A 22,478-nucleotide genomic window follows, 5' to 3' on the forward strand; every position below is an offset into this window, starting at 1 on the left:
CCTTGATGAATCATAATTCAGTGAATTCATATTCAGTATGTGACTTGCTAGCGTTCCCGTCAAGGAGAGGAGTGCGATGCCGGGCAGCCGCAAGGCGAAGGCCGCCGAGACCGAGGCCGCGCTGAAGGCGGCGGCGCGGCGGGTCTTCGATCGGATCGGGTACCTGAACACCAAGATCACCGACATCACGGCGGAGGCCGGTCGCGCCGCCGGGTCGTTCTACAACCACTTCGCCAGCAAGGAAGAACTGCTGGAATCGCTGCTCGCGGACATGCTCGCGGCCGGCGACCGGATCGTCGAAACCGACTCCACCCACGATCCGGACTTCACCAACCGCGAAGCCATCCGCTGGCACATCGCGCAGTACTGGCGGTTCTTCCGCGCCAACCAGAGCGTGGTCATCGCATTGCAGCAGGCTGCGCTGGTGGACCAGCGCTTCGCCGACCGCCTGTCGACCCTGCTGGAACCGGATCTCCGGGATCTGGCGGACCACATCCGCCAAGCCGGGGTGGCGGAGCCGGCGGCGGTCGCGCTCGCGGTGTCCTCGATGTGGCACCGGTTCGCCTACGCGCTCCTGGTGGACCGGAACCCGTTGGTCGAGGGGATCACCGACGACGAGGCGATCGAACTGCTCACCGATCTGACGCACCGGGGTCTGAGCGGCAAGTGACCACAGATGTCCCTAGTGGACACTGTCGCCGCCTGATGGGCGCGCGGGCAAGGACTGCGCGGCTCAGTCCTTGCCCGCGGAGCCGCCGGACGGTGGCTGGATGCGCAGGACGCGGTCATCGCTGGGGACCGGGCGACCGCCGTCCTTGTTCGCGGTGCCCAGCCAGATCAGACCGTTCGGGCCGAGTGTCGCGGCGGAGAACCGGCCGTAGGTGTTCTCCATGACCTTCGTCGGCTGACCGGTGAAGCTCCCGTCGGGCGCCGGGTGCAGGGTGTACAGCGCGGCGGCATCGCGCAGCGCCACCACCACCGTCGACGGGTCGGCGGCGCAGCCGGCCACGCCGGGGCGTTCCACCCAGGTCCACGCCGGTGAGCCGAGCGGTTTTCCGAGCTGCACCCGATACAACGCGTCCTGGGCGCCGGTGCGGTCGGTCACCCAGTACATGCCGAGCCCGGGGGTGCCGCACAGCCCGCCCGGTTCGGTCAACCCGGCGGCGACCACCGGCGTCTTCGGATCCGGGTTGCCCGCGGCCGGCTTGCCGAAACCGTCGATGCGCAGCACTTTCCCCGCCAGCGATTGCGGATTCGCGGCGTTGGCCGGGCTGCCCGCGTTTCCGGTGGCGATCAGCAGCGAGCCTTGGCCGTCGTCGAGCATCGCCCCGCCGTTGCCCGTCGAGCCCTTCGGAATGCCGGTCAGCACCGGCTTGGGCCGGTCCCCGGCCGCGACCCGGACGACCTGATTGTCGTCGGAGGTCGTGACGTAGGCGTAGAACAGCTCATCTTCGTTGTAGGTGGGGGACAGGGCGAGTCCGGTGAGTCCGCCGCCGCCACTCGGGTCGACCGGAATCTGGGCCAGCTCAACGGGTTTCACGCCACGCTGGACGCGCAGCACCCGCCCGGTGGACCGCTCGCCGACCAGCGCGCCTTGGCCGTCGGGCAGCACCGCGATCGCGCCGACCGGATCCAGGCAGGTGGCCACCACCGCCGGGTCGGGGTCTTCGCAGCCGACCGGCGGCTTGGGTTGCTGCGGCGCGGCGCTGGACTCCGGCGGCGGGGACTCGTTCTCGAACGAGGGTTGCGGACCGGCCTGCGGCTCAAGCGATGGCTGGTCGCCCCACGGCCGGGGATGTTCGTCTGGGAACTGTGCGCAGCCCGCCAGCAGCGTGCCGAGCACGGCGGCCATGCCCAGCAGCAGACGACGCATGCGAAACGAGACTGCCACGACGCCCGAGCCTATCGGCCCAGGGGTAAACCTCGGGTGAGACCTGCGGGTTTCGATCGGTGGGATGGCGCGCTCGTCAGGCAGTGGCCTCGGCGCTCGACAAGATCGCCGCACCGGCACAAGAGGCATTCCGCGATGCGAAACTACCCGCAGGGTCAGCGGGACGGGCGTTCGGTCCGGCGGCGAGTGTCAGGCTCCGGGACTGGTAGCCGAATGGGTCGTATCGGCGGCGCGGGTGGGTCGATGCCGAGGCGGGCGCGCTCGACCGCGTCGATCCGGCGCAGCAGCAGGGCGAGCTCGGCACGCACCGCGTCCGGCGCTTCGAACGGGATGAAGTGCGAGGTCGCCAGCATCCGCACCTGGGCCTGCGGCAGCGCCGCGACCGACCTGGTGATGCTGGCGAAGTCCGCCAGCAGGTCGTGCCGTCCGGTGAGAACGGTCAACGGACAGCTAAGGCCGACCGCCGGGGTTCGGGTCGACGCGCGCCAGGCGAGGCTCGACGCCACATTCCACTGCCAGTCCTGGTGCAGCAACTGCCGCAGCACCGCCGCGGCGGTGGTCCGGTCCGAGTCGGGATGCATCAAGCCGCCGTACTGCACGAGCCGAGCCGAGAGGTCCGTCACCGGCAGCCGCGAACTGATCGACGCCAGCAAGCCGCCAACGAGCTGCAACGCGGCGCAACCACCCGCGGCGAGCAGTTGTCGGGCGAGCTCCGGGACGCCGAGCGCACCGAGCAGCGCGTCCGCGCCCCCGGTCGGCGGCCCGGCGAGCAGCATCAGCCCGCGGACCCGGTCCGGGAACCGCCGGGCGAGCTCTACCGCCACCACCGTGCCGGCGGACCAGCCGACGACCGCGCAGTCCTTCACCCCGGCGTCGTCGAGCACCGCCAACGCGTCGTCGACGTGATCACCGAGGGTGTTGGCCTGGTTGTGCTTTGGAGTCCAGCCCAACAGCCGGGCCGACGAATCCACCGGTAGCAGCTCGGGTATCGCACCGACATCCGGGCACACCAGGACCGCCTGCGGCACCCCGGTCTCCCGCGCCCAAGGCGCGGACGTCCACCCTTGAGACCGGAAGCCACCTGGGGAAACATCGAATTCCCAGAACACCTCGTCGACCATCGAACCATTTTCCCCCAGCCGCGGGCCGGCTGTATCAGACAAATCACTGTCGAGAAGCTTTTCCCGGAAAAGGTCGCACTTTGGGGTGACCATGCCCTAGCCTCCACCGGCGTGAGGATTCACGACGATCGCCCCGGCGGTGCGGGCGGCTACCCCGACGATCGCAGCTATGACGCGCAAGCCCGGCAGCCTGCCGGTGCGAGCGCAACGGGTGCACCAACTGCCAAGACGCAGAGCCTCGGTGCGCAGAAATACAACTACTACGACGACGAAGACGGCTACAGCGACGCCGAAGCCACGTCGCTGGTCGATCGGCGCGACAGTGCTCTCTCCGAGTATTACGACGAGCTCGGCCCGAACCGCAAGCCGTTCGGCTGGAACGCGGGCACCGACATGGGCCTGCTCATTCTGCGCCTGGCAGTGGGCGGGATTTTCCTCGCGCACGGCGCGCAGAAGCTGTTCGGCGTGCTCGGCGGTCCGGGACCCGACAGGTTCGCCGAAACGCTGGGCGACATGGGCTTCCACCAGAACGCGGTGCTGGCCCTGATCACCGGCGGCACCGAACTGGGTGCCGGTGCGCTGCTGGTGCTCGGCCTGTTCACCCCGCTGGCCGGCGCCGGGATCGTGGGTTTGATGGCCAGCGCGATCTTCGTCAAACTCGGTGCCGGGTTCTTCGCCGCTTCCGGTGGTTTCGAGCTGGAGGCGACGCTGGGCGCGCTGGGCCTAGGGCTGATGTTCGCCGGACCCGGCCGAGTGGCCCTGGACTACGGGCGGGCGTGGTTCCGCCGCCCGGTGCTCTTCGGTTTCATCTGCCTGATCATCGCGGCCGCGGCGGCCGCAGCGGTCCTGATTCTGTTCCACCGCCCCTGACCGCAGCACGAAACGGGCCCGGTACCCCAGGTACCGGGCCTGTTTCAGTTCTCGGATCGCAGGAATCACTTGCTGACGTCGCGGACCGCGCCGTAGGAGGCGGAGGTCGCGAGCCGCGCATAGGCGCGCAGCGCGGCCGTGACCTTGCGGTCCCGGCCGACCGGCTGCCAGGGGTGCTCGCTGGCCTCCATCTTGGCCCGGCGCTCTGCCAACACCTCGTCGGAGACCAGCAGTTCCAGCTTGCGCTCGCGGACATCGATGAGGATCTGGTCGCCGTCCTCCACCAGCCCGATCGTGCCGCCGTTGGCCGCCTCCGGCGAGATGTGCCCGATGGACAGCCCGGAGGAACCGCCGGAGAACCGGCCGTCGGTGATCAGCGCGCACTTCTTGCCCAGCCCGGAACCCTTGAGGAACGCGGTGGGGTGCAGCATCTCCTGCATTCCCGGGCCGCCCGCGGGGCCTTCGTAGCGGACCACCAGCACCTCGCCCGGCTGGATCTCCTTGTTCAGGATCACCGACACGGCCTGCTCCTGGCTTTCCACCACCCGCGCCGGACCCTGGAAGTGCCACAGCTCTTCCTCGACACCGGCGGTCTTGACCACCGCGCCCTCGTTGGCGAGGTTGCCGCGCAGCACCGCGAGCCCGCCGTCGGCGGTATAGGCGTGCGCGACGTCGCGGATGCAGCCCTTCTCCGCGTCGGTGTCCAGCGATGACCACTGGTTCTCGGTGGAGAACGCCTGCGTGGTACGAACCCCGCCGGGCGCTGCGTGGAACAGCTCGACGGCCTCCTGCGACGGCGACTCGCCGCGGATGTCCCAGGCCGACAGCCACTCGGTCAGGTTCGCGCTGTGCACCGAGGCAACGTCGCGGTGCAGCAGCCCGGCCCGGTCGAGCTCGCCGAGGATCGCGCTGATGCCGCCAGCCCGGTGCACGTCCTCCATGTGGTAGTCCGAGTTCGGGCTGACCTTGCTCAGGCAGGGCACCCGGCGGCTGGTCTCGGCGATGTCGTCAAGGGTGAAGTCGATCTCGCCTTCCTGCGCGGCGGCCAGCGTGTGCAGCACCGTGTTGGTGGAGCCGCCCATCGCCATGTCCAGCGCCATCGCGTTCGCGAACGCCTTCTCGTTCGCGATCGAGCGCGGCAGAACCGACTCGTCGTCCTCGCCGTAGTAGCGCTTGGCGATGCGCACCACCGTGCGGCCGGCCTCTTCGAACAGGGCGCGGCGCGCGGCGTGGGTGGCCAATGTGGACCCGTTGCCGGGCAGCGCCAGGCCGAGGGCCTCGGTGAGGCAGTTCATCGAGTTGGCGGTGAACATGCCCGAGCAGGAACCGCAGGTCGGGCAGGCCGAGCGCTCGACCTCGCTGAGCCCGGCGTCGTCCACCGCGGCGTTGGCCGATGCCGAGATGGTGGTGATCAGGTCGGTCGGCGCGTGCGCGACCCCGTCCACCACGACCGCCTTGCCGGCCTCCATCGGGCCGCCGGAAACGAACACGGTCGGGATATTCAGCCGCATGGCGGCGTTGAGCATGCCGGGGGTGATCTTGTCGCAGTTGGAGATGCACACCAGCGCGTCGGCCTGGTGCGCGTTGACCATGTACTCCACGGAGTCGGCGATCAGCTCGCGCGAGGGCAGCGAGTAGAGCATCCCGCCGTGGCCCATGGCGATGCCGTCGTCCACCGCGATGGTGTGGAACTCGCGCGGCACGCCGCCGGCCTCGCGGATGGTGGCGGCGACCACGTCGCCGAGGTCGCGCAGGTGCACGTGGCCGGGCACGAACTGGGTGTAGGAATTGGCGATCGCCACGATGGGCTTGCCGAAGTCGTCGTCGGTCATGCCGGTGGCACGCCACAGCGAGCGGGCGCCGGCGGCATTCCGTCCGTGTGTCGTGGTGCGAGAGCGCAGCTGGGGCATATCCACCTTCTCTGGGAAAGCGCGTGTTTTCGTCTCGGGGCGAGTCAACGGCGATTTCAGGGGAAATCGCCGGTGCGTCGATTTCCCCTGAAATCGCAGCCCACCCGTCGCGGCGCCTTGTGGGCGCGAAAAGTCACGGTGCGGCCGACATTACTCCTGCGAGGTCGGGTCGGGCAGGCGCCCACTGCTGATCGCCGAGAGACGCGGCAGGTCGCGGACCCGGACCGCCGGGAGCCGGACCTCCTTGCCGGAGCGCAGCACGGCCTTGAGCCAACGCCGCTCGTCCAGCCGCAGCGAGGCCACATCGTCCCAGCTGAACCTGGTGCGGCCGACGATCGTGCGCACCGCGACCTGCTGCGGGCCCACCGTGGTCCGGGTCCGCAAGATCCACACCAGCAGCACGAGCGGGATCAGGTAGAGCAGCAGCGCCCAGGTGCCCGCGGTGGTGGCCAGCGGGGTGGCGCAAATGATGATCGCCAGCACGGCCAGCAGGGCTACCGGGGTGATCCGGAATGTCAACGGCTTCGGTTCTTCGGCCTGAGGGGTCTCGCTCACACCCCTGATGGTCTCACCCGCGAATCTCGCGACAACCGCACCGGCAAGATCTTCTAGTACATCCGAACAACGCGGCGCACGTCACATCTCGAAATGCGGACGAGTCGCAAAGTCGTTGTTGAGCAGGCATTATCCCCGAAAGAGGAGGCTTGTCGGTGTGTCGCGGCTGTCCATCATGCGGGAAGATCGTCCCGCATCGTTTGACGGAGCGGGTCGCGTTGATTAACGTCCTAGCCATGCTGCGACTGCACAACATTCTCGTACTTCCCTGGCGCGTCGACGCCTAGGAAGTTCGCAGCGTCGACGCGCCAACCCTCGTTAGGCTATTTGTGGCCTACGGGGGTTTTTTCGTGTCCGGTCCCACTACCGACCCCGAGGCAGACCCGATGACCAGCGCCAATACACGGCAGAATCCGGTCCCGGCGCCCCCGCCAGGACGCCGTCCGAAGCCCGCGCCGCCCAGCGGTGCCCCAGTCAAGATGACCGGTGCGCAGGCACTGGTGCGCTCCCTGGAGTCCGTCGGCTGCGAGATCGTCTTCGGGATTCCGGGGGGCACGATCCTGCCCGCCTACGACCCGCTCCTCGACTCGGACAAGGTCCGGCACGTCCTGGTGCGCCACGAGCAGGGGGCCGGGCACGCGGCCACCGGTTACGCCCAGGCCACCGGCAAGGTCGGGGTGTGCATGGCGACCTCCGGCCCGGGCGCGACCAACCTGGTCACCGCGCTGGCCGACGCGAACATGGACTCGGTCCCGGTCGTCGCGATCACCGGTCAGCAGAGCACCGGCCTGATCGGCACCGATGCCTTCCAGGAGGCCGACATCTGCGGCATCACGCTGCCGATCACCAAGCACAACTTCCTGGTCACCGACGCAGACGACCTGCCGCGCACCATCGCCGAAGCGTTCTACATCGCGGCCAGCGGCCGCCCCGGACCGGTGCTGGTGGACATCCCCAAGGACGTTCAGCAGGCGACCACGTCGTTCTCCTGGCCGCCGGAGATGAAGCTGCCCGGTTACCGGCCGACCAGCAAGCCGCACGGCAAGCAGGTCCGGGAGGCCGCCAGGCTGATCACCGAGGCGCACCAGCCGGTGCTCTACGTCGGCGGCGGGGTGATCAAGGCCGAGGCGCACGCCGAACTCCGGCAGTTGGCCGAGCGCACCGGCATCCCGGTGGTCACCACCCTGATGGCGCGCGGCGCGTTTCCGGACTCGCACCCGCAACACCTGGGCATGCCCGGCATGCACGGCACGGTCGCCGCGGTCGCCGCGATGCAGCGCGCCGACCTGCTGATCTCGCTGGGCGCGCGGTTCGACGACCGGGTCACCGGCCAGCTCGCCTCGTTCGCGCCGGACGCCAAGGTCGTGCACGCCGACATCGACCCGGCGGAGATCTCCAAGAACCGCTACGCCGATGTGCCGATCGTCGGGGACTGCAAGGACGTGCTCATCGAGTTGATCGACGCGGTGGCCGCGAACTCCGAGGCGCACGGCACCGCCGACCTGGCGCCCTGGTGGGCGCTGCTTGAGGATCTGCGCAGGCGGTTCCCGCTCGGCTACCAGTGGCCGACCGACGGCAGCCTGTCTCCGGAGTACGTCATCGAGCGTCTTGGCCAACTGGTCGGGCCGGACGCGATCTACGCCGCCGGCGTCGGTCAGCACCAGATGTGGGCCGCGCAGTTCATCGGCTACGAGAACCCGCGCACCTGGCTGAACTCCGGTGGTCTGGGCACGATGGGCTACGCGGTGCCCGCCGCGATGGGCGCCAAGGCCGGGGCGCCGGGCAAGACGGTGTGGGCCATCGACGGCGACGGCTGCTTTCAGATGACCAACCAGGAACTCGCCACCTGCGCGATCGAGGACATCCCCATCAAGGTGGCCGTCATCAACAACGGCAACCTGGGTATGGTCCGGCAGTGGCAGAACCTGTTTTACGCCGAGCGCTACTCACACAGTGATCTCGGCACCCACAAGCACCGCATCCCGGACTTCACACTGCTGGCCGAGGCATATGGCTGCGTCGGCCTGCGGTGCGAGTCCAAAGAGGACGTCGACAGCGTCATCCAGCGGGCGATGGAGATCAACGACCGACCCGTCGTGATCGACTTCGTGGTGGGCAAGGACGCCCAGGTGTGGCCGATGGTCGCCGCGGGCACCGGGAACGACGAGATCATGGCGGCGCGCGGCATCCGCCCGCTGTTCGAAGAGGACGAGGGGTGAGCGCGCCCATGACCCGACACACGCTGAGCGTGCTGGTGGAGAACGTCCCCGGGGTGCTCGCCCGGGTGGCCGGCCTGTTTTCCCGACGCAGCTTCAACATCGAATCGCTCGCGGTCGGCCCGACCGAGCATTCGGAGATCTCCCGGATGACGATCGTGGTCGCCGTCCGCGACCAGCCCCTGGAGCAGGTCACCAAGCAGCTCAACAAGCTGGTCAACGTGATCAAGATCGTGGAGCTGGAAACCGATGCGGCGGTGCAGCGGGAGCTGCTGCTGGTCAAGGTGCGCGCCGACGCTTCGGTGCGCAGCCAGGTCCTGGAAACCGTCCAGCTGTTCCGCGCGAAAGTGGTGGATGTCTCCCCGGAGGCGCTGACCATTGAAGCCACCGGGACCGCGGATAAGCTCGACGCGTTGCTGCGAATGCTGGAACCCTACGGCGTCCGCGAGATGGTGCAGTCGGGAACGATCGCGATCGGGCGTGGCCCGCGTTCCATCACGGCCACCGCAGTGCGCTGATCCGGCGCCCCCGCCACCGGGCCGAAAACCGAAGAAGTCCCGAAAGGAATTCTGAATCATCATGGCAGTTGAAATCTTCTACGACGCGGACGCCGATCTGGGCATCGTGCAGGGGCGCAAGGTCGCGGTCATCGGCTACGGCAGCCAGGGCCACGCCCACGCGCTGAGCCTGCGGGACTCGGGCGTGGATGTGCGGATCGGTCTTCCCGAGAGCTCCAAGTCGCGTGCCAAGGCGGAGGAAGAGGGCCTGCGGGTGCTCACCCCGTCCGAGGCCGCCGCGGAAGCCGACGTGATCATGATCCTGGCGCCCGACACCAAGCAGCGCCAGATCTACGCCGAGGACATCGCGCCGAACCTAAAGCAGGGCGATGCGCTGTTCTTCGGCCACGGCTTCAACATCCGCTACGGCCTGATCCAGCCGCCGGCCGACGTGGACGTCGCGATGGTCGCGCCGAAGGGGCCGGGTCACCTGGTGCGCCGCCAGTTCGTCGACGGCAAGGGCGTGCCGTGCCTGATCGCCGTGGAGCAGGACGCCTCGGGCAACGCTCAGGCGCTGGCGCTGTCCTACGCCGCCGCCATCGGTGGCGCGCGGGCCGGGGTCATCAAGACCACCTTCAAGGAAGAGACCGAAACCGACCTGTTCGGGGAGCAGGCGGTGCTCTGCGGCGGCGCGAGCGCGCTGGTGCAGAACGGCTTCGAGGTGCTGGTCGAGGCCGGTTACCAGCCGGAGATCGCCTACTTCGAGGTGCTGCACGAGCTCAAGCTGATCGTGGACCTGATGTGGGAGGGCGGCATCGCCGGTCAGCGCTACTCCTGCAGCGACACCGCCGAATACGGCGACCTCACCCGCGGTCCGCGGGTCATCGACGCGCACGTCAAGGAGTCGATGCGCAAGATCCTGGGCGAGATCCAGGACGGCAGCTTCGCCAAGGAGTGGGTGGCCGAGGACGAGTCCGGCCGCCCGAACTTCACCAGGCTGCAGGCGGAGGGCAACGCCCACCAGATCGAAGAGGTCGGCAAGAAGCTCCGCGCGCTGATGTCCTGGACCAACAAGTAAGAACGCGATCGTGGGCGGCTCCTCCGGTGCTCGCCGGAGCGATTGCTCGCCCGCTCAAGTCTCGGCCGCGCGCCACCCACGCGTCCGGCCGACGCGAATTGGCCCGGTGAGCCCCACAAGGGAGCGCCGGGCCTCGCGCTGTGCCAGGTGCGCGGCTGGTTGCGTAGCTGACCCCGTGGCCGTACCGCCGGTCCCGGCTCCGGGGTGCCCGACCGCCCACGCCAACGTGCGGGTATGCGCACGCGGCGTCCTGGCTTCGAGAGTCGGTAAGTTACGGCGGGCCTGGATTTCGCTTGGCCAGGGGACGTCGGTTGCCACGGGTGAGGGATACAGTACGCATCGTGAGTGCAGACAACGAGATCGTCGACGACAAGGCGCACATCCGGCACCGGCTGGACTTCACCGACGCGGAGTGGATCACCAGCACGGATGACCCGGACGAGCCGGGCGTGGAGATCGCCTTCCTTGACGGCTACATCGGCATGCGCAACGGTGCCGAGCCAGATGGTCCGGTTCTGGTCTTCACTCCCGAGGAGTGGGACGCATTCGTGGCCGGCGCCAAGGACGGTGAGTTCGACGAGCCGTGATCGAACCCGCGGCGGTGCCCGGTTGCGAAGATCATGCGACCGGGCCCCGATTCGCCTTCGAGCCGGTGGAATGCCGGTGCCCGGCCGCCGCCGGGGAACCGCCGAACCGCGAGCGACTCGGGTGGCCAGCCGCCCCAGCCGACTCCCGATGTCGCTCCCGCGACCCGGCTGATCTGCGACAATGCGGAACAATCGGGTTTAATGGGCGAGTGGTTCCGGGCCGGTGATCCGGGCTACACCCTTGTGAACACTTTCTCAATCTCCCGTTAAACTGCGATCCCGTCCGGGCACATCGCCGTGCCGACCGTGATCTTCCAACTGGAGTTCGCCCGTGACCAACGCAAGCCGTCCTGTGGTCCTGATCGCCGAGAAGCTCGCACCGTCCGTGATCGAGGCCCTCGGGGGCGAGGTCGAGATCCGCAACGTGGACGGCACCGACCGGCCGGCGTTGCTCGAGGCCGTCGCCGACGCCGATGCGCTGCTGGTCCGTTCCGCCACCAAGGTCGACGCCGAGGTGCTCGCGGCGGCGAAGAAGCTCAAGGTCGTCGCCCGCGCCGGGGTGGGCCTGGACAACGTCGAGGTGCCCGCCGCCACCGAGCGTGGCGTGATGGTGGTCAACGCCCCCACCTCCAACATCGTTTCGGCCGCCGAGCACGCGATGGCGCTGCTGCTCGCGGTGGCGCGCAACGTCGCGCAGGCCGACGCGAGCCTCAAGGGCGGCGAGTGGAAGCGCAGCTCCTACACCGGCGTCGAGCTCAACGGCAAGACCGTCGGCGTGGTCGGCCTCGGCAAGATCGGCCAGCTGTTCGCGCAGCGCGTCGCCGCCTTCGGCACCAAGCTGATCGCCTACGACCCCTACGTGTCGCCAGGCCGCGCGGCCCAGCTGGGCATCGAGCTGGTTTCCCTCGACGAGTTGCTGGCTCGCGCCGACGCGATCTCCATCCACCTGCCCAAGACCGCCGAGACGCTTGGCCTCATCGGCGCCGAGGAGCTGAAGAAGGCCAAGTCCGGCCTGCTGGTGGTCAACGCCGCTCGCGGTGGTCTGATCGACGAGGACGCGTTGGTCGACGCGCTGCGCAACGGCCAGATCGGCGGTGCGGGCATCGACGTGTTCAAGACCGAGCCGACCACCGACAGCCCGCTGTTCGAGCTTTCCAACGTGGTCGTCACTCCGCACCTGGGGGCGTCCACAGTGGAGGCGCAGGACCGCGCGGGCACCGACGTGGCCCGCTCGGTGCGGCTGGCGCTGCGCGGCGACTTCGTGCCGGACGCGGTCAACGTGCAGGGCGGGGCGGTCGGCGAAGAGGTCCGGCCGTACCTGTCGCTGACCCAGAAGCTGGGACAGCTGCTGGCGGCGCTGCTGGGCAGCACGCCGAGCTCGGTGACCATCGAAGCCCGCGGCGAGCTGGCCGCCGAGGATGTCTCGGTGCTGCAGCTGGCGGCGCTGCGCGGCGTGTTCGCCGGCGCGGTGGAGAGCCAGGTGACCTTCGTCAACGCGCCGCAGCTGGCCGAGGACCTGGGTGTGCAGGTGGAGGTCAAGACCACCTCGGAGAGCCCGAACCACCGCAGCGTGGTGTCGCTGCACGCGGGTCTGCCGGACGGCCGCACCGCCGTGGTCTCCGGCGCGCTGTCCGGGCCGAACCTGGTGGAGAAGCTGGTCGAGGTCAACGGTCGCCACTTCGACCTGCGGGCCGAGGGCAGCGTGCTGCTGCTGGAGTACCCGGACCGGCCCGGCGTGATGGGCAAGGTCGGCACGCTGCTCGGCGAGGTCGGCGTGAACATCGAGGCGGCCATGGTCAGCCAGACCACCGAGCGCTCGGACGCGATCATGCTGCTGCGGGTGGACCGGCCCGTCGAACCGGGCGTGCTGGAGCCGATCGGAGCCGCCGTGGGTGCTCGCATCGTGCGTACCGTGAGCTTCGAGTAACCCAGTCGGGTGAGAAAGGGGCCGTTCTGCGGCACGGCCCCTTCGCCGTGCCGGTGAGCTACCGGCTCTATCACCCGAAAGGATGTCCCACGGTACGGGACATATCATCCACTTGGTGGGCCCGGCGTGCCGCTGCCCACAGCCATGCCGGTAGCCTTCGGCTCAACAGTTCGAGCCCCGCGGGTCGGGGTGGTTCCCGGGAGGTGTGTAGATGCGGCTCGCTGTGATCCCCGGCGACGGGATCGGGCCGGAGGTGGTGGCCGAGGCGCTCAAGGTCCTCGGTGAGGTCGTGCCGGATATCGAGATCACTCGATACGACCTGGGCGCCGCCCGTTGGCACGCGACCGGGGAGCTGCTGCCCGAGTCCGTTCTCGGGGAACTCCGCCAGCACGACGCGATCCTGCTCGGCGCGGTGGGCGATCCGTCCGTGCCCAGCGGGATCCTGGAGCGCGGCCTGCTCCTGCGGCTGCGTTTCGAGCTTGACCACCACGTGAACCTGCGGCCGGCCCGGCTGTACCCGGGTGTGAAGAGCCCGGTGGCCGATCCCGGTGAGATCGACATGGTCGTGGTGCGCGAGGGCACCGAGGGCCCGTACGCGGGTAACGGCGGCCTGCTGCGCAAGGACACCACGCACGAGATCGCGACCGAGGTCAGCATCAACACCGCGTTCGGCGTGGAGCGGGTGGTGCGCGATGCGTTCGCCCGCGCCGCCTCGCGGCCACGCAAGCACCTGACGCTGGTGCACAAGACCAACGTGCTCACCCACGCCGGTTCGTTGTGGTCGCGCGTGGTCGAAGAGGTCTCGCTGCAGTACCCGGACGTCACCGTGGCCTACCAGCATGTGGACGCGACCACGATCCACCTGGTCACCGACCCGGGCCGGTTCGATGTGATCGTCACCGACAACCTCTTCGGCGACATCATCACCGACCTGGCCGGCGCGATCACCGGCGGCATCGGGCTGGCCGCCAGCGGCAACATCGACGCCACCCGGCGCAACCCGAGCATGTTCGAGCCGGTGCACGGCAGCGCGCCGGACATCGCCGGGCAGGGCGTGGCGGATCCGACCGCGGCGGTGCTGTCGGTCGCGATGCTGCTCGATCACGTCGGCCTGTCCGAGGCCGCCAAGCGAGTCGAGGCGTCGGTGGCGTTCGACCTGGCCACCCGCGACCACGCGGCGCCGGGCGCGACCTTCGCGATCGGCGACCGCCTCGCGGCCCTGGTCTCCTCCCGCGAGGTCGCTCCGCAGGCCTGAACCAGGTAATCACGAAAAGGGCGTCCCGGGGCGGGGCGCCCTTTTCGCCGCTCCGATGTGCAACCCGCGGGCGGCACTTTCCCGAAGAAGGCGATCAAGCGCCGGGCCGAATCCGGACGGTAGGGCGCCTGCGCAGTCGGTACCCGCGCGTGTGGGAAGTCACGGTGCACTTGTTGCACACCGGGTGGGTTGTGGCAGCATAGGGCCGTGGCTTTCCGCAGTCTGATCATTATTGGCAAGCGCGCCGGGTAACGACTCCGCACCCCGGCGCGCTGACCTCTCGCATCCGCGGGGGGTCTTTTTTGTTGCCAGCACAGGGCGCCGCACCCGATCTCCATCTTCAACGCCGACGGGAGAAACAAGTGACCCGCACCAACCCGGCCGGAACGCCTCTGGGCGACGATTTCCACGTCTACGACACGACCCTGCGGGACGGCGCGCAGCGCGAGGGCATTTCCTACTCGGTCACCGACAAACTCGCGGTAGCGCGCCTGCTGGACTCGTTGGGAGTCGGTTTCATCGAGGGCGGTTGGCCGGGCGCGCTGCCCAAGGACACCGAGTTCTTCCACCGCGCGGCCGAAGGCGAACTCGACCTGCGGCACGCCGCGCTGGTGGCCTTCGGCTCCACCCGTCGCGCAGGGGCCAAAGTGGACGAAGATCAGCAGGTGCGGGCGCTGCTCGACTCGGGTGCCCCGGTGGTGACATTGGTGGCCAAATCGGACCGCCGGCACATCGAGCGAGCATTGCGCACCGATGTGGCCGAGAACTGCGCGATGGTGGCGGACACCGTCCGCCACCTGGTCGGCGAGGGTCGCCGGGTGTTTCTCGATGCCGAGCATTTCTTCGACGGCTACGCCTTCGACCCCGACACTTCACTGCGCGTGCTGGAAGCCGCCGCCAACGCGGGCGCCGATGTCGTCGTGTTGTGCGACACCAACGGCGGCCAATTGCCGCTGCAACTGGCCGAGACGGTCGGCGAAGTCCTTTCACGCACGGGGTTGCGCATCGGAATCCACTGCCAGGACGACACCGGCTGCGCCGTTGCCAACAGTGTCGCGGCCGTGCAAGCCGGCGCGACACACGTGCAATTCACCGCCAACGGCTACGGCGAACGCGCGGGCAACGCGGATCTGTTCGCCGTGATCGGCAATCTCGCGGCAAAACTGGAGATGCCGGTGTTGCCGGAGGGCAAGCTGCGCGAGCTGACCAGGGTTTCGCACGCGCTGGCCGAAATCGCCAACCTCGCGCCGGATACCCACCAGGCCTACGTTGGCCAGTCGACCTTCGCGCACAAGGCGGGTCTGCATGCGAGTGCGATCAAGGTGGACCCGGAGCTGTACAACCACATCGATCCGGCCGTGGTGGGCAACGGGATGCGGGTCCTGGTCACCGAAATGGCCGGGCGCGCCAGCCTGGAGCTCAAGGGCGCCGAGCTCGGTCTCGATCTCACCGAGTCGCCGGCCGCCGTGACCGGGGCGGTGCGTCAGGTCAAGGAACTCGAAGCCCGCGGCTGGTCCTTCGAGGCTGCCGACGCCTCGCTGGAACTGTTGCTGCGCCGCGAAATGGCCGCCGCGGAGGGCACCGAACCGGTCGACGGGCCGTTCGAACTGGAGTCGTACCGGGTGGTGCTCGACCACCGCTCGGACGGCGAAGTGGTTTCCGAGGCGACCGTCAAGGTGCACGTGGCGGGGGAGCGTGTGATCGCCACCGCCGAGGGAAACGGGCCGGTCAACGCGCTCGATGCCGCGCTGCGCAAGGCGCTGGTGCCACACCTGCCGTGGCTGCAAGCCGTCGAGCTCGCCGACTACAAGGTGCGCATCCTCACCGACGCCCCGGGCACCGACGCGGTCACGCGCGTGCTCGTGGAATCCCGCGACGGGGAGGAGGAATGGACCACTGTGGGCGTGCACGGCAACATCGTCGAGGCGAGCTGGCTGGCCCTGTGCGATGCATTGGCGTACAAGGCCCTGGACCGCAACGCGGTCGGCGCCCGGAGCTGACCGCTGCGGTCCTGGCCCGCTCACCACCGGCGGTACCGGGCCCGAGTTAGGGTGGTGGCCGGTCCATTTCCGAATCCGGAGGTTCGTCTTGCGCTTGGCACGTGTCGCCCACTCCGAGGGGGTCTCCTTCGTCGCACTGGAGCCGGATCCTGCTGCCCCGCAGGAGAAAGTGCTCGCGGTCGAGATCGACCAGCACCCGTTCGGCGACCCGACGTTCACCGGTCGCAAGTGGCCGATGGCCGATGTCCGGCTGCTCGCCCCGATCTTGCCCACCAAGGTGGTCTGCGTGGGCAAGAACTACGCCGACCACGCCCGCGAAATGGGCGGGGAACCGCCGGAGAACCCGGTGATCTTCATGAAGCCGTCCACCTCGGTGATCGGTCCCAACGCCGCGATCAAGCTGCCGCCGAACTCGGAACGGGTGGACTTCGAGGGCGAACTCGCCGCTGTCGTCGGGCAACCGTGCAAGGACGTGCCGGAGGCCCGCGGCACCGAGGTGCTGCTGGGCTACACGATCGCCAACGACGTCACCGCGCGCGACCAGCAAAAGGCCGACGGGCAGTGGACGCGGGCCAAGGGCTACGACACGTTCTGCCCACTGGGGCCGTGGATCGACACCGCGGCCGACCCGGCGGACCTCGGGATCCGCACCGAACTGGACGGCGAAATCAAGCAGAACTCGCGGACCTCACAGCTGCTGCACGACGTCGCCGCGCTCGTGTCGTGGATCTCGCGGGTGATGACGCTGCTGCCCGGTGACGTGATCCTCACCGGCACCCCGGCGGGCGTGGGCCCGATGCAGCCCGGCCAGAAGGTGTCGGTCTCCATCGATGGCCTGGGAACCCTCACCAACCCGGTCCAGCAAGGCTGAGTCGTCGTGAAGTCTTTCGGGTTGCCAACGGTGCCCGGAAGACCCACGGCCCCCGGCTCAGCGGAGCGCGGCCTTGGGCGGGCGTTCGCGGAGGGCCCCGTAGGCGAGGAAGTATGCCGGGATCTTGCGCAGCGACGGCAAATTCGAAATCGCCCGCAGAACCAGCGGGAGGTGTGCGGTGTCGCCGAAGTCGATCTCCCCGTGCAGTGCCGGCGCGATCACGTTGTCGTGGATCACGCGTTGCAGACGCTGAATCAGTACCGTGGTCAGCCACCGTCGCCGCTGCACCGCCGCGACGTGCTTTCGCTGCAAGCGTCCATCGCGCAGCGGCTCAGCTAGGTGGCGGGCGGCCGCGACGGCGTCCTGCACGGCCAGGTTGATGCCGACGCCGCCGACCGGGGACATCGCGTGCGCCGCGTCCCCGATGCACAGCAGGCCGGGAACGTGCCACTTGCGGAGCCGGTCCAGCCTTACATGCAGCAATTTGACGTCATCCCAGCCCTGCACCAGCTCCCGCCCGGCCAGCCACGGCAGGTAGCGCACCAGCGACTCGTTGAACTCCTCGATGGGGCGGTTGCGCCCGCTGGCGTCGGTCCCCTTGGCGATGATCGACGCGACCTGGAAATAGTCGCCCCGGTCCAGCATGGCCATGAAAGTGCGTTCGCGGATCAGGCCGATCGCGCCTGTTGGGTCGCCGGCCCGCCGCGGCACCCGGAACCACCGCACGTCCATCGGCGTCGTGAAGTCCTGCAGCCTGAGCTCGGGCATCGTGCGCACGAAGGACGTCCGCCCGTCGCAGGCGACCGTGATGGTGGCGCGCAGCTCACCGGTCTCGCCATCAGCGGTGCGGTAACGCACGCCGTTGACCCGGCCGCCTTCGCGGATCAGTTCGGTCGCTTCGGTGTTCATCCGCAGGGTGAAGGTCGGTTCCTGCTTACCCACGTCGGCCAGCATGTCCAGGAAGTCCCACTGCGGAACCATCGCGATGTAGTTGTACTTGACCGGGAGCGACTGGAAATCGCCGAAGGTGAACATCTCGCCCCCCGGGCCGAGCGGCAGCCGCACCCTGCTCAGGTGCCGCTGCGGCAGCTCGGCGAACTGCTCGGCCAGCCCCAGGTCGTCCAGCAGTTGCAAGGTGGTGGGGTGCACGGTGTCGCCGCGGAAGTCCCGCAGGAAGTCGCCGTGCTTTTCCAGCACGGTCACCTCGACGCCGGCCCTGGCCAGCAACAGCCCCAGCACCATCCCCGCCGGTCCGCCCCCGACGACACAGCAGGTGGTTCGCTCCATTGCGATCCCCTCCAGATTTTCAACATGTGTTGAATAAACTCAGAATGCCTCGCCCGGATGCGCCCGTCAACCTCCGATGGCCAATGGCTAGGCTGAATATGTTATGAGCACGCCAGAAGCCGCAGCCACAGCCGACGCCAGGCCCATCCGAGCCCGGTTCTGCCCCTCGCCGACCGGCATCCCGCACGTCGGCCTCATCCGCACCGCCCTCTACAACTGGGCGTTCGCCCGGCACAACAAGGGCACCCTGGTGTTCCGCATCGAGGACACCGACGCCAGCCGGGACACCGAAGAGTCCTACCAGGCGCTCCTCGACGCGCTGCGCTGGTTGGGCCTGGACTGGGACGAAGGCCCCGAAATCGGCGGCCCCTACGGACCCTACCGGCAGAGCGAACGGCGCGACAGCTACGCCGACATCGCCCAGCGCCTGCTGGCCGCCGGCGAACTCTACGAGTCGTACTCCAGCCCGGAAGAAGTCGAGGCCCGCCACAGGGTTGCCGGACGCGACCCCAAACTGGGCTACGACAACCACGACCGCGACCTCACCGAAGACCAGCTCGCCGCCTTCCGCGCCGAAGGCCGCAAGCCCGTGCTACGACTGCGGATGCCCGACCGCGACATCACCTTCACCGACCTGGTGCGCGGCGAAATCACCTTCCCGGCCGGCAGCGTCCCAGACCCCGTCCTGGTGCGCGGCAACGGCGAACCGCTCTACACCCTGACCAACCCGGTCGACGACGCGCTAATGCGCATCAGCCACGTGCTGCGCGGCGAGGACCTGCTGTCCTCCACGCCCCGCCAGATCGCGCTCTACGAGGCACTGCAACGCATCGGAGTCACCGACTTCACCCCCGAATTCGGCCACCTGCCATTCGTCATGGGCGAAGGCAACAAAAAGCTCTCCAAACGCGACCCGCAGTCCAACCTGTTCCACCACCGCGACCGAGGTTTCCTGCCCGAAGGCCTGCTGAACTACCTCGCGCTGCTCGGCTGGTCCATCTCCGACGACCGCGACGTATTCAGCCTCGACGAAATGGTCGACGCCTTCGACATCGGCCGAGTCAGCGCCAACCCGGCGCGCTTCGACCAGAAAAAGGCCGACGCGATCAACTCCGCGCACCTACGCGCCCTCGCACCCGACGACTTCGTCGACCGCGTCGTGCCCTACCTCATCGAAGGCGGCGTGCTGCCCACCGAACCGAGCGAACAACAACTCGCCATCGTGCGCGCCGCCGCGCCGCTAGTCCAGGAGCGGCTGATCGTGCTCTCCGACGCGGTCGGCATGATGGGCTTCCTGTTCGCCGGCGAAGACTTCGCGCCCGAACCCGCCTCCGCCGACAAAGCCCTCGGCGACGACGCCAAACCAGTACTGGAAGCCGCCATCAACGCCCTCGAAACGCTTCCCGAATGGACCACGGCGGGCATCGAACAGGCGCTGAAAGACTCCGTCGTCGAAGGGCTCGGCATCAAGCCCCGCAAAGCCTTCGCGCCCGTCCGGGTGGCCATCACCGGGCGCACGGTGTCGCCGCCCCTATACGAGTCGATGGAACTCCTCGGACGCGACGTCTCCCTCGCGCGCCTGCGCAACGCCCTCGGCTGAGCAACCGGTCGTGAGCGCGGAAGCGCGCAGGCGCCCGCATCCGCACTCACGACCCCCGCACGCCGCCAACCGGACTCAACCGAAACAGGCCAACAGGATCACCGTCTTGGCCGAGTCGGACGCAGCGGGTGAACGCCTAGCCTCTCGGAGTGACATCCGCGCCTGAAACATCAACCACCCACGAACTCGGACAGATCAAAGCCGTCTGCCTCGACGTCGACGACACCCTGCTCAACAGCGAACGAGCATCCCGCCACGGCCTACGCGAACTCGTCGGCAGCGACCGCGCCTGGCCGGTATGGCAGCGCACCACGGACCGACACTACGCGCGGTTCGTCACCAACGAGATCGACTTCGACGCGATGTGCATCGAACGCACCCAAGCGTTCTTCGCGGCCTTCGGCGAAGAACTCGACCCCGCCGAAGCCGCCCGCCGCGAAACCCTGCGGATGGCCGCCATGCAACAAGCCTGGGGGCTATACGACGACGCCCTGCCATGCCTCGACTGGCTGCGCGCCAGCGGCCTCCAACTCGCCGTGATCACCAACGCGCCCAGCGCCTACCAACGCAAAAAAATCGGCGCAGTCGGCCTCGCCGACACCTTCGACACACTGATCATCTCCGACGAAATCGGAGTCGCCAAACCCGACGAGCGCATCTTCCACACCGCCTGCGACGCACTGGGCCTAGACCCCGAAGAAGTCGTCCACGTCGGAGACAAACTCGACACCGACGCGCTCGGCGCCACCCGAGCCGGCCTGCACGGCGTCTGGCTCAACCGCGACGAAGCCCGAGCGCCAGCGGCCCACGTGCCGACCATCACAAGCCTCTACGAGCTCCCGGAGCTCCTCGTGACCGACCTGCCCGCCATCCCCGCCCGCGGCCAAGCCACCAGACACCGCGCCACCGAACTGGTCCGCCAATAACCCGCATCCGGGCCGCTGCAGCCGCCGCCACCTGCGACGATCCTCCCGCGGAGGGGGCGAATTTCGAGCCCCCGGCGGGATGGTCTAATATTCTCATCAACGCGGCGGACAGCGGCCCGGAAGCCGAACTTCTCTCAGCGGAGATCGGAAAAGGAAGCTGCCCGTCCGACACCATGGGGTATGGTGTAATTGGCAGCACGACTGATTCTGGTTCAGTTAGTCTAGGTTCGAGTCCTGGTACCCCAGCGAGCAGATCACCACGTGATCACTCAACAACGCGGTCCCGTCGTCTAGCGGCCTAGGACGCCGCCCTCTCAAGGCGGTAGCGCGGGTTCAAATCCCGTCGGGACTACAAGAGTGGAGAGCCCTATCTGCTTTGCAGATGGGGCTCTTTCCGTTATTTCATTGGGGGGCCGAGCCCCCCAAACCCCCCACGGTGCGGGGGTCACCCTCCGTTGGCTCCTTGCGTGGGGATTCGTACCCGGCCTGGGTTTCCGACCAGCATCGACCTTCCGTGGATCCCGGCCTGGGTTTCCGACCCACATCGACCTTCCGTGTATTGCGTCCCTTTCGATCCGGGTTGGCTTGCGTCGTTGGGTCGACGTCGCAATTGCGACCTGTGCCACTCGCTTCCCCGCCCTACGAGCGCATTGCCCTGCGAGCGCATTGCCCTGCGAGCACACTGCCCTGCGTGGAAAGTCCATTCGGCTGCCTTGGTTGTCGTTGGGGGCGTCGATCTTTGGTTAGGCGGGGGTGGGTGTTTGGGGGTTCCTGGGGTGTTGTAGAGTTCTTCGTGTTGCGCGGTCCCGTCGTCTAGCGGCCTAGGACGCCGCCCTCTCAAGGCGGTAGCGCGGGTTCAAATCCCGTCGGGACTACCAGCAGAAGCCCCACTTACGAGTCTGTGAGTGGGGCTTCTTTTGTGCTTGCTTGAGGTCGGCGCTGCGCGCCGTGCCCGGGCGAAGGAACTGCTGGGTGGTCGGCGCTGCGCGCCGTGTCTGGGTGGAGGAGCTGGTGGGTGGTCGGCGCTGCGCGCCGTGTCTGGGTGGTGTGGTGGTGGTTTGTCGGCGCTTCGCGCCGTGGTGGGTGGGGTTGTTGTGGTTTGTCGGCGCTTCGCGCCGTGTTGGGTGGGGTTGTTGTGGGTTGATTTTGGGGGTTGGGTTTGGGGTTAAAGGCGGTTTTGTAGGGCATCTGCTGCTGCTAGTAGGTCTGCTGCCCAGCGGGCTCCTGGGCGGCGGCCCATTCTGTCTATGGGGCCGGAGACCGATATCGCCGCTACTACGCTGCCCTGGGCGTCTCGGACCGGGGCAGAGACGCTGGCTACCCCTGTTTCCCTTTCGGCCACGCTTTGCGCCCAGCCCCTTCTGCGGACCTCCATCAGGGTTCTCTCGCCGAAAACCGCCTCGGCCAGGACCGCTCTTTGGGTTGCCGGGTCCGACCAGGCCGCCAGGACCTTGGCTCCTGAGCCCGCCGTCATCGGGAGGGCCGTCCCTACCGGGACCGTGTCCCGCAGGCCGCTTGGCGGTTCCGCCGTCGCTATGCACAGGCGTTGCATTCCGTCTCTCCTGTAGAGCTGGACGCTTTCGCCCGTGACGTCCCTCAGCTTGGGCAGGACCGTTGCCGCCGCTTCCAAGAGCGGATCCGTCGCTCCGCCGGCCAGTTCCGCCAGGGCCGCTCCCGGGCGCCAGCGTCCGTCCGAGCCCCTCCTCAGGAGGCGATGAACCTCCAGGCCCACCGCCAAGCGGTGCGCCGTAGCTCTCGGCAGCCCCGTTCGGCTGCACAGTTCGGCGAGGCCACATGGCTCGTTGGCGACGGCCTGGAGAACGGCCACCGCCTTGTCCAACACTCCGATGCCGCTATGCTGTCCCACGTACCGATACTAACTTCCCG

General features: G+C 68.4%; 18 protein-coding genes and 3 tRNA genes. 15 read left to right on the forward strand and 6 right to left on the reverse strand.

The window, feature by feature from the left end; translation table 11 throughout:
- The first annotated feature begins 76 nt into the window (after positions 1–76).
- The gene (locus tag BJ970_RS14470; RefSeq protein ID WP_184726744.1) at positions 77–670 is read left to right on the forward strand and encodes a TetR/AcrR family transcriptional regulator; all 594 of its coding nucleotides are present in this window, start codon (positions 77–79) and stop codon (positions 668–670) included.
- 63 nt (positions 671–733) lie between these two features.
- Here BJ970_RS14470 and BJ970_RS14475 read toward each other — a convergent pair whose 3' ends face one another.
- Together BJ970_RS14475 and BJ970_RS14480 are read right to left on the reverse strand one after the other, a co-directional pair.
- Complete coding sequence (locus BJ970_RS14475; protein ID WP_312864249.1) at positions 734–1,891, reverse strand: PQQ-dependent sugar dehydrogenase; 1,158 nt, start codon at positions 1,889–1,891, stop codon at positions 734–736.
- 155 nt (positions 1,892–2,046) lie between these two features.
- Positions 2,047–3,012 carry an alpha/beta fold hydrolase gene (locus BJ970_RS14480; protein ID WP_184726745.1) on the reverse strand — a complete coding sequence of 322 codons (966 nt, stop codon included), beginning with the start codon at positions 3,010–3,012 and terminating at the stop codon, positions 2,047–2,049.
- 111 nt (positions 3,013–3,123) lie between these two features.
- On the opposite strand from BJ970_RS14480, the gene BJ970_RS39465 reads away from it, so the two are divergent.
- Positions 3,124–3,882, forward strand: a complete 759-nt coding sequence (locus tag BJ970_RS39465) for a DoxX family protein (protein WP_184726746.1) — start codon at positions 3,124–3,126, stop codon at positions 3,880–3,882.
- 65 nt (positions 3,883–3,947) lie between these two features.
- On the opposite strand, the gene ilvD is transcribed toward BJ970_RS39465, so the two are convergent.
- The gene (gene ilvD / locus BJ970_RS14490; RefSeq protein ID WP_184726747.1) at positions 3,948–5,792 is read right to left on the reverse strand and encodes a dihydroxy-acid dehydratase; all 1,845 of its coding nucleotides are present in this window, start codon (positions 5,790–5,792) and stop codon (positions 3,948–3,950) included.
- A gap of 150 nt (positions 5,793–5,942) precedes the next feature.
- Positions 5,943–6,347 (reverse strand): PH domain-containing protein, encoded by a 405-nt coding sequence (locus BJ970_RS39470; RefSeq protein WP_312864250.1) that lies wholly within the window; start codon positions 6,345–6,347, stop codon positions 5,943–5,945.
- Between the two features lie 386 nt (positions 6,348–6,733).
- On the opposite strand from BJ970_RS39470, the gene BJ970_RS14500 reads away from it, so the two are divergent.
- The 8 genes from BJ970_RS14500 to BJ970_RS14535 all read left to right on the forward strand — a co-directional run bounded on the left by BJ970_RS14500 (position 6,734) and on the right by BJ970_RS14535 (position 16,778).
- On the forward strand, positions 6,734–8,566 hold the full coding sequence (locus BJ970_RS14500; protein ID WP_184729105.1) for an acetolactate synthase large subunit: 1,833 nt from the start codon (positions 6,734–6,736) through the stop codon (positions 8,564–8,566).
- Positions 8,567–8,574: 8 nt separating this feature from the next.
- Positions 8,575–9,081, forward strand: coding sequence for an acetolactate synthase small subunit (gene ilvN, locus BJ970_RS14505; RefSeq protein ID WP_184726748.1), 507 nt, complete (start codon positions 8,575–8,577; stop codon positions 9,079–9,081).
- A gap of 61 nt (positions 9,082–9,142) precedes the next feature.
- Positions 9,143–10,138: a ketol-acid reductoisomerase gene (gene ilvC / locus BJ970_RS14510; protein ID WP_184726749.1), complete on the forward strand. Its 996-nt coding sequence runs from the start codon at positions 9,143–9,145 to the stop codon at positions 10,136–10,138.
- A gap of 341 nt (positions 10,139–10,479) precedes the next feature.
- Positions 10,480–10,725: a DUF397 domain-containing protein gene (locus BJ970_RS14515; RefSeq protein WP_184726750.1), complete on the forward strand. Its 246-nt coding sequence runs from the start codon at positions 10,480–10,482 to the stop codon at positions 10,723–10,725.
- 331 nt (positions 10,726–11,056) lie between these two features.
- Positions 11,057–12,652: a phosphoglycerate dehydrogenase gene (gene serA, locus BJ970_RS14520; RefSeq protein ID WP_184726751.1), complete on the forward strand. Its 1,596-nt coding sequence runs from the start codon at positions 11,057–11,059 to the stop codon at positions 12,650–12,652.
- Between the two features lie 211 nt (positions 12,653–12,863).
- Positions 12,864–13,907 (forward strand): 3-isopropylmalate dehydrogenase, encoded by a 1,044-nt coding sequence (locus tag BJ970_RS14525; RefSeq protein WP_184726752.1) that lies wholly within the window; start codon positions 12,864–12,866, stop codon positions 13,905–13,907.
- Positions 13,908–14,269: 362 nt separating this feature from the next.
- Positions 14,270–15,907: a citramalate synthase gene (gene cimA / locus BJ970_RS14530; protein ID WP_184726753.1), complete on the forward strand. Its 1,638-nt coding sequence runs from the start codon at positions 14,270–14,272 to the stop codon at positions 15,905–15,907.
- An 88-nt stretch (positions 15,908–15,995) separates the two neighbouring features.
- Positions 15,996–16,778, forward strand: a complete 783-nt coding sequence (locus BJ970_RS14535) for a fumarylacetoacetate hydrolase family protein (protein WP_184726754.1) — start codon at positions 15,996–15,998, stop codon at positions 16,776–16,778.
- Positions 16,779–16,835: 57 nt separating this feature from the next.
- Here the strand turns inward: BJ970_RS14535 and BJ970_RS14540 are convergent, their stop codons facing one another.
- Positions 16,836–18,065, reverse strand: coding sequence for an FAD-dependent oxidoreductase (locus BJ970_RS14540; protein ID WP_184726755.1), 1,230 nt, complete (start codon positions 18,063–18,065; stop codon positions 16,836–16,838).
- Between the two features lie 103 nt (positions 18,066–18,168).
- On the opposite strand from BJ970_RS14540, the gene gltX reads away from it, so the two are divergent.
- The 5 genes from gltX to BJ970_RS14565 all read left to right on the forward strand — a co-directional run bounded on the left by gltX (position 18,169) and on the right by BJ970_RS14565 (position 21,469).
- Positions 18,169–19,665 (forward strand): glutamate--tRNA ligase, encoded by a 1,497-nt coding sequence (gene gltX / locus BJ970_RS14545; protein ID WP_184726756.1) that lies wholly within the window; start codon positions 18,169–18,171, stop codon positions 19,663–19,665.
- A gap of 149 nt (positions 19,666–19,814) precedes the next feature.
- Positions 19,815–20,591: an HAD family hydrolase gene (locus tag BJ970_RS14550; protein WP_184726757.1), complete on the forward strand. Its 777-nt coding sequence runs from the start codon at positions 19,815–19,817 to the stop codon at positions 20,589–20,591.
- A 174-nt stretch (positions 20,592–20,765) separates the two neighbouring features.
- A tRNA-Gln gene (locus tag BJ970_RS14555) sits at positions 20,766–20,837 on the forward strand.
- A gap of 33 nt (positions 20,838–20,870) precedes the next feature.
- Positions 20,871–20,943: transfer RNA gene (locus BJ970_RS14560), tRNA-Glu, on the forward strand.
- A 450-nt stretch (positions 20,944–21,393) separates the two neighbouring features.
- A tRNA-Glu gene (locus BJ970_RS14565) sits at positions 21,394–21,469 on the forward strand.
- A 287-nt stretch (positions 21,470–21,756) separates the two neighbouring features.
- Here the strand turns inward: BJ970_RS14565 and BJ970_RS14570 are convergent.
- Positions 21,757–22,458, reverse strand: coding sequence for an IclR family transcriptional regulator (locus BJ970_RS14570; RefSeq protein ID WP_184726758.1), 702 nt, complete (start codon positions 22,456–22,458; stop codon positions 21,757–21,759).
- Between the last annotated feature and the right edge of the window lie 20 nt (positions 22,459–22,478).

Source organism: Saccharopolyspora phatthalungensis (genome assembly GCF_014203395.1).
Classification (GTDB): Bacteria; Actinomycetota; Actinomycetes; order Mycobacteriales; family Pseudonocardiaceae; genus Saccharopolyspora; species Saccharopolyspora phatthalungensis.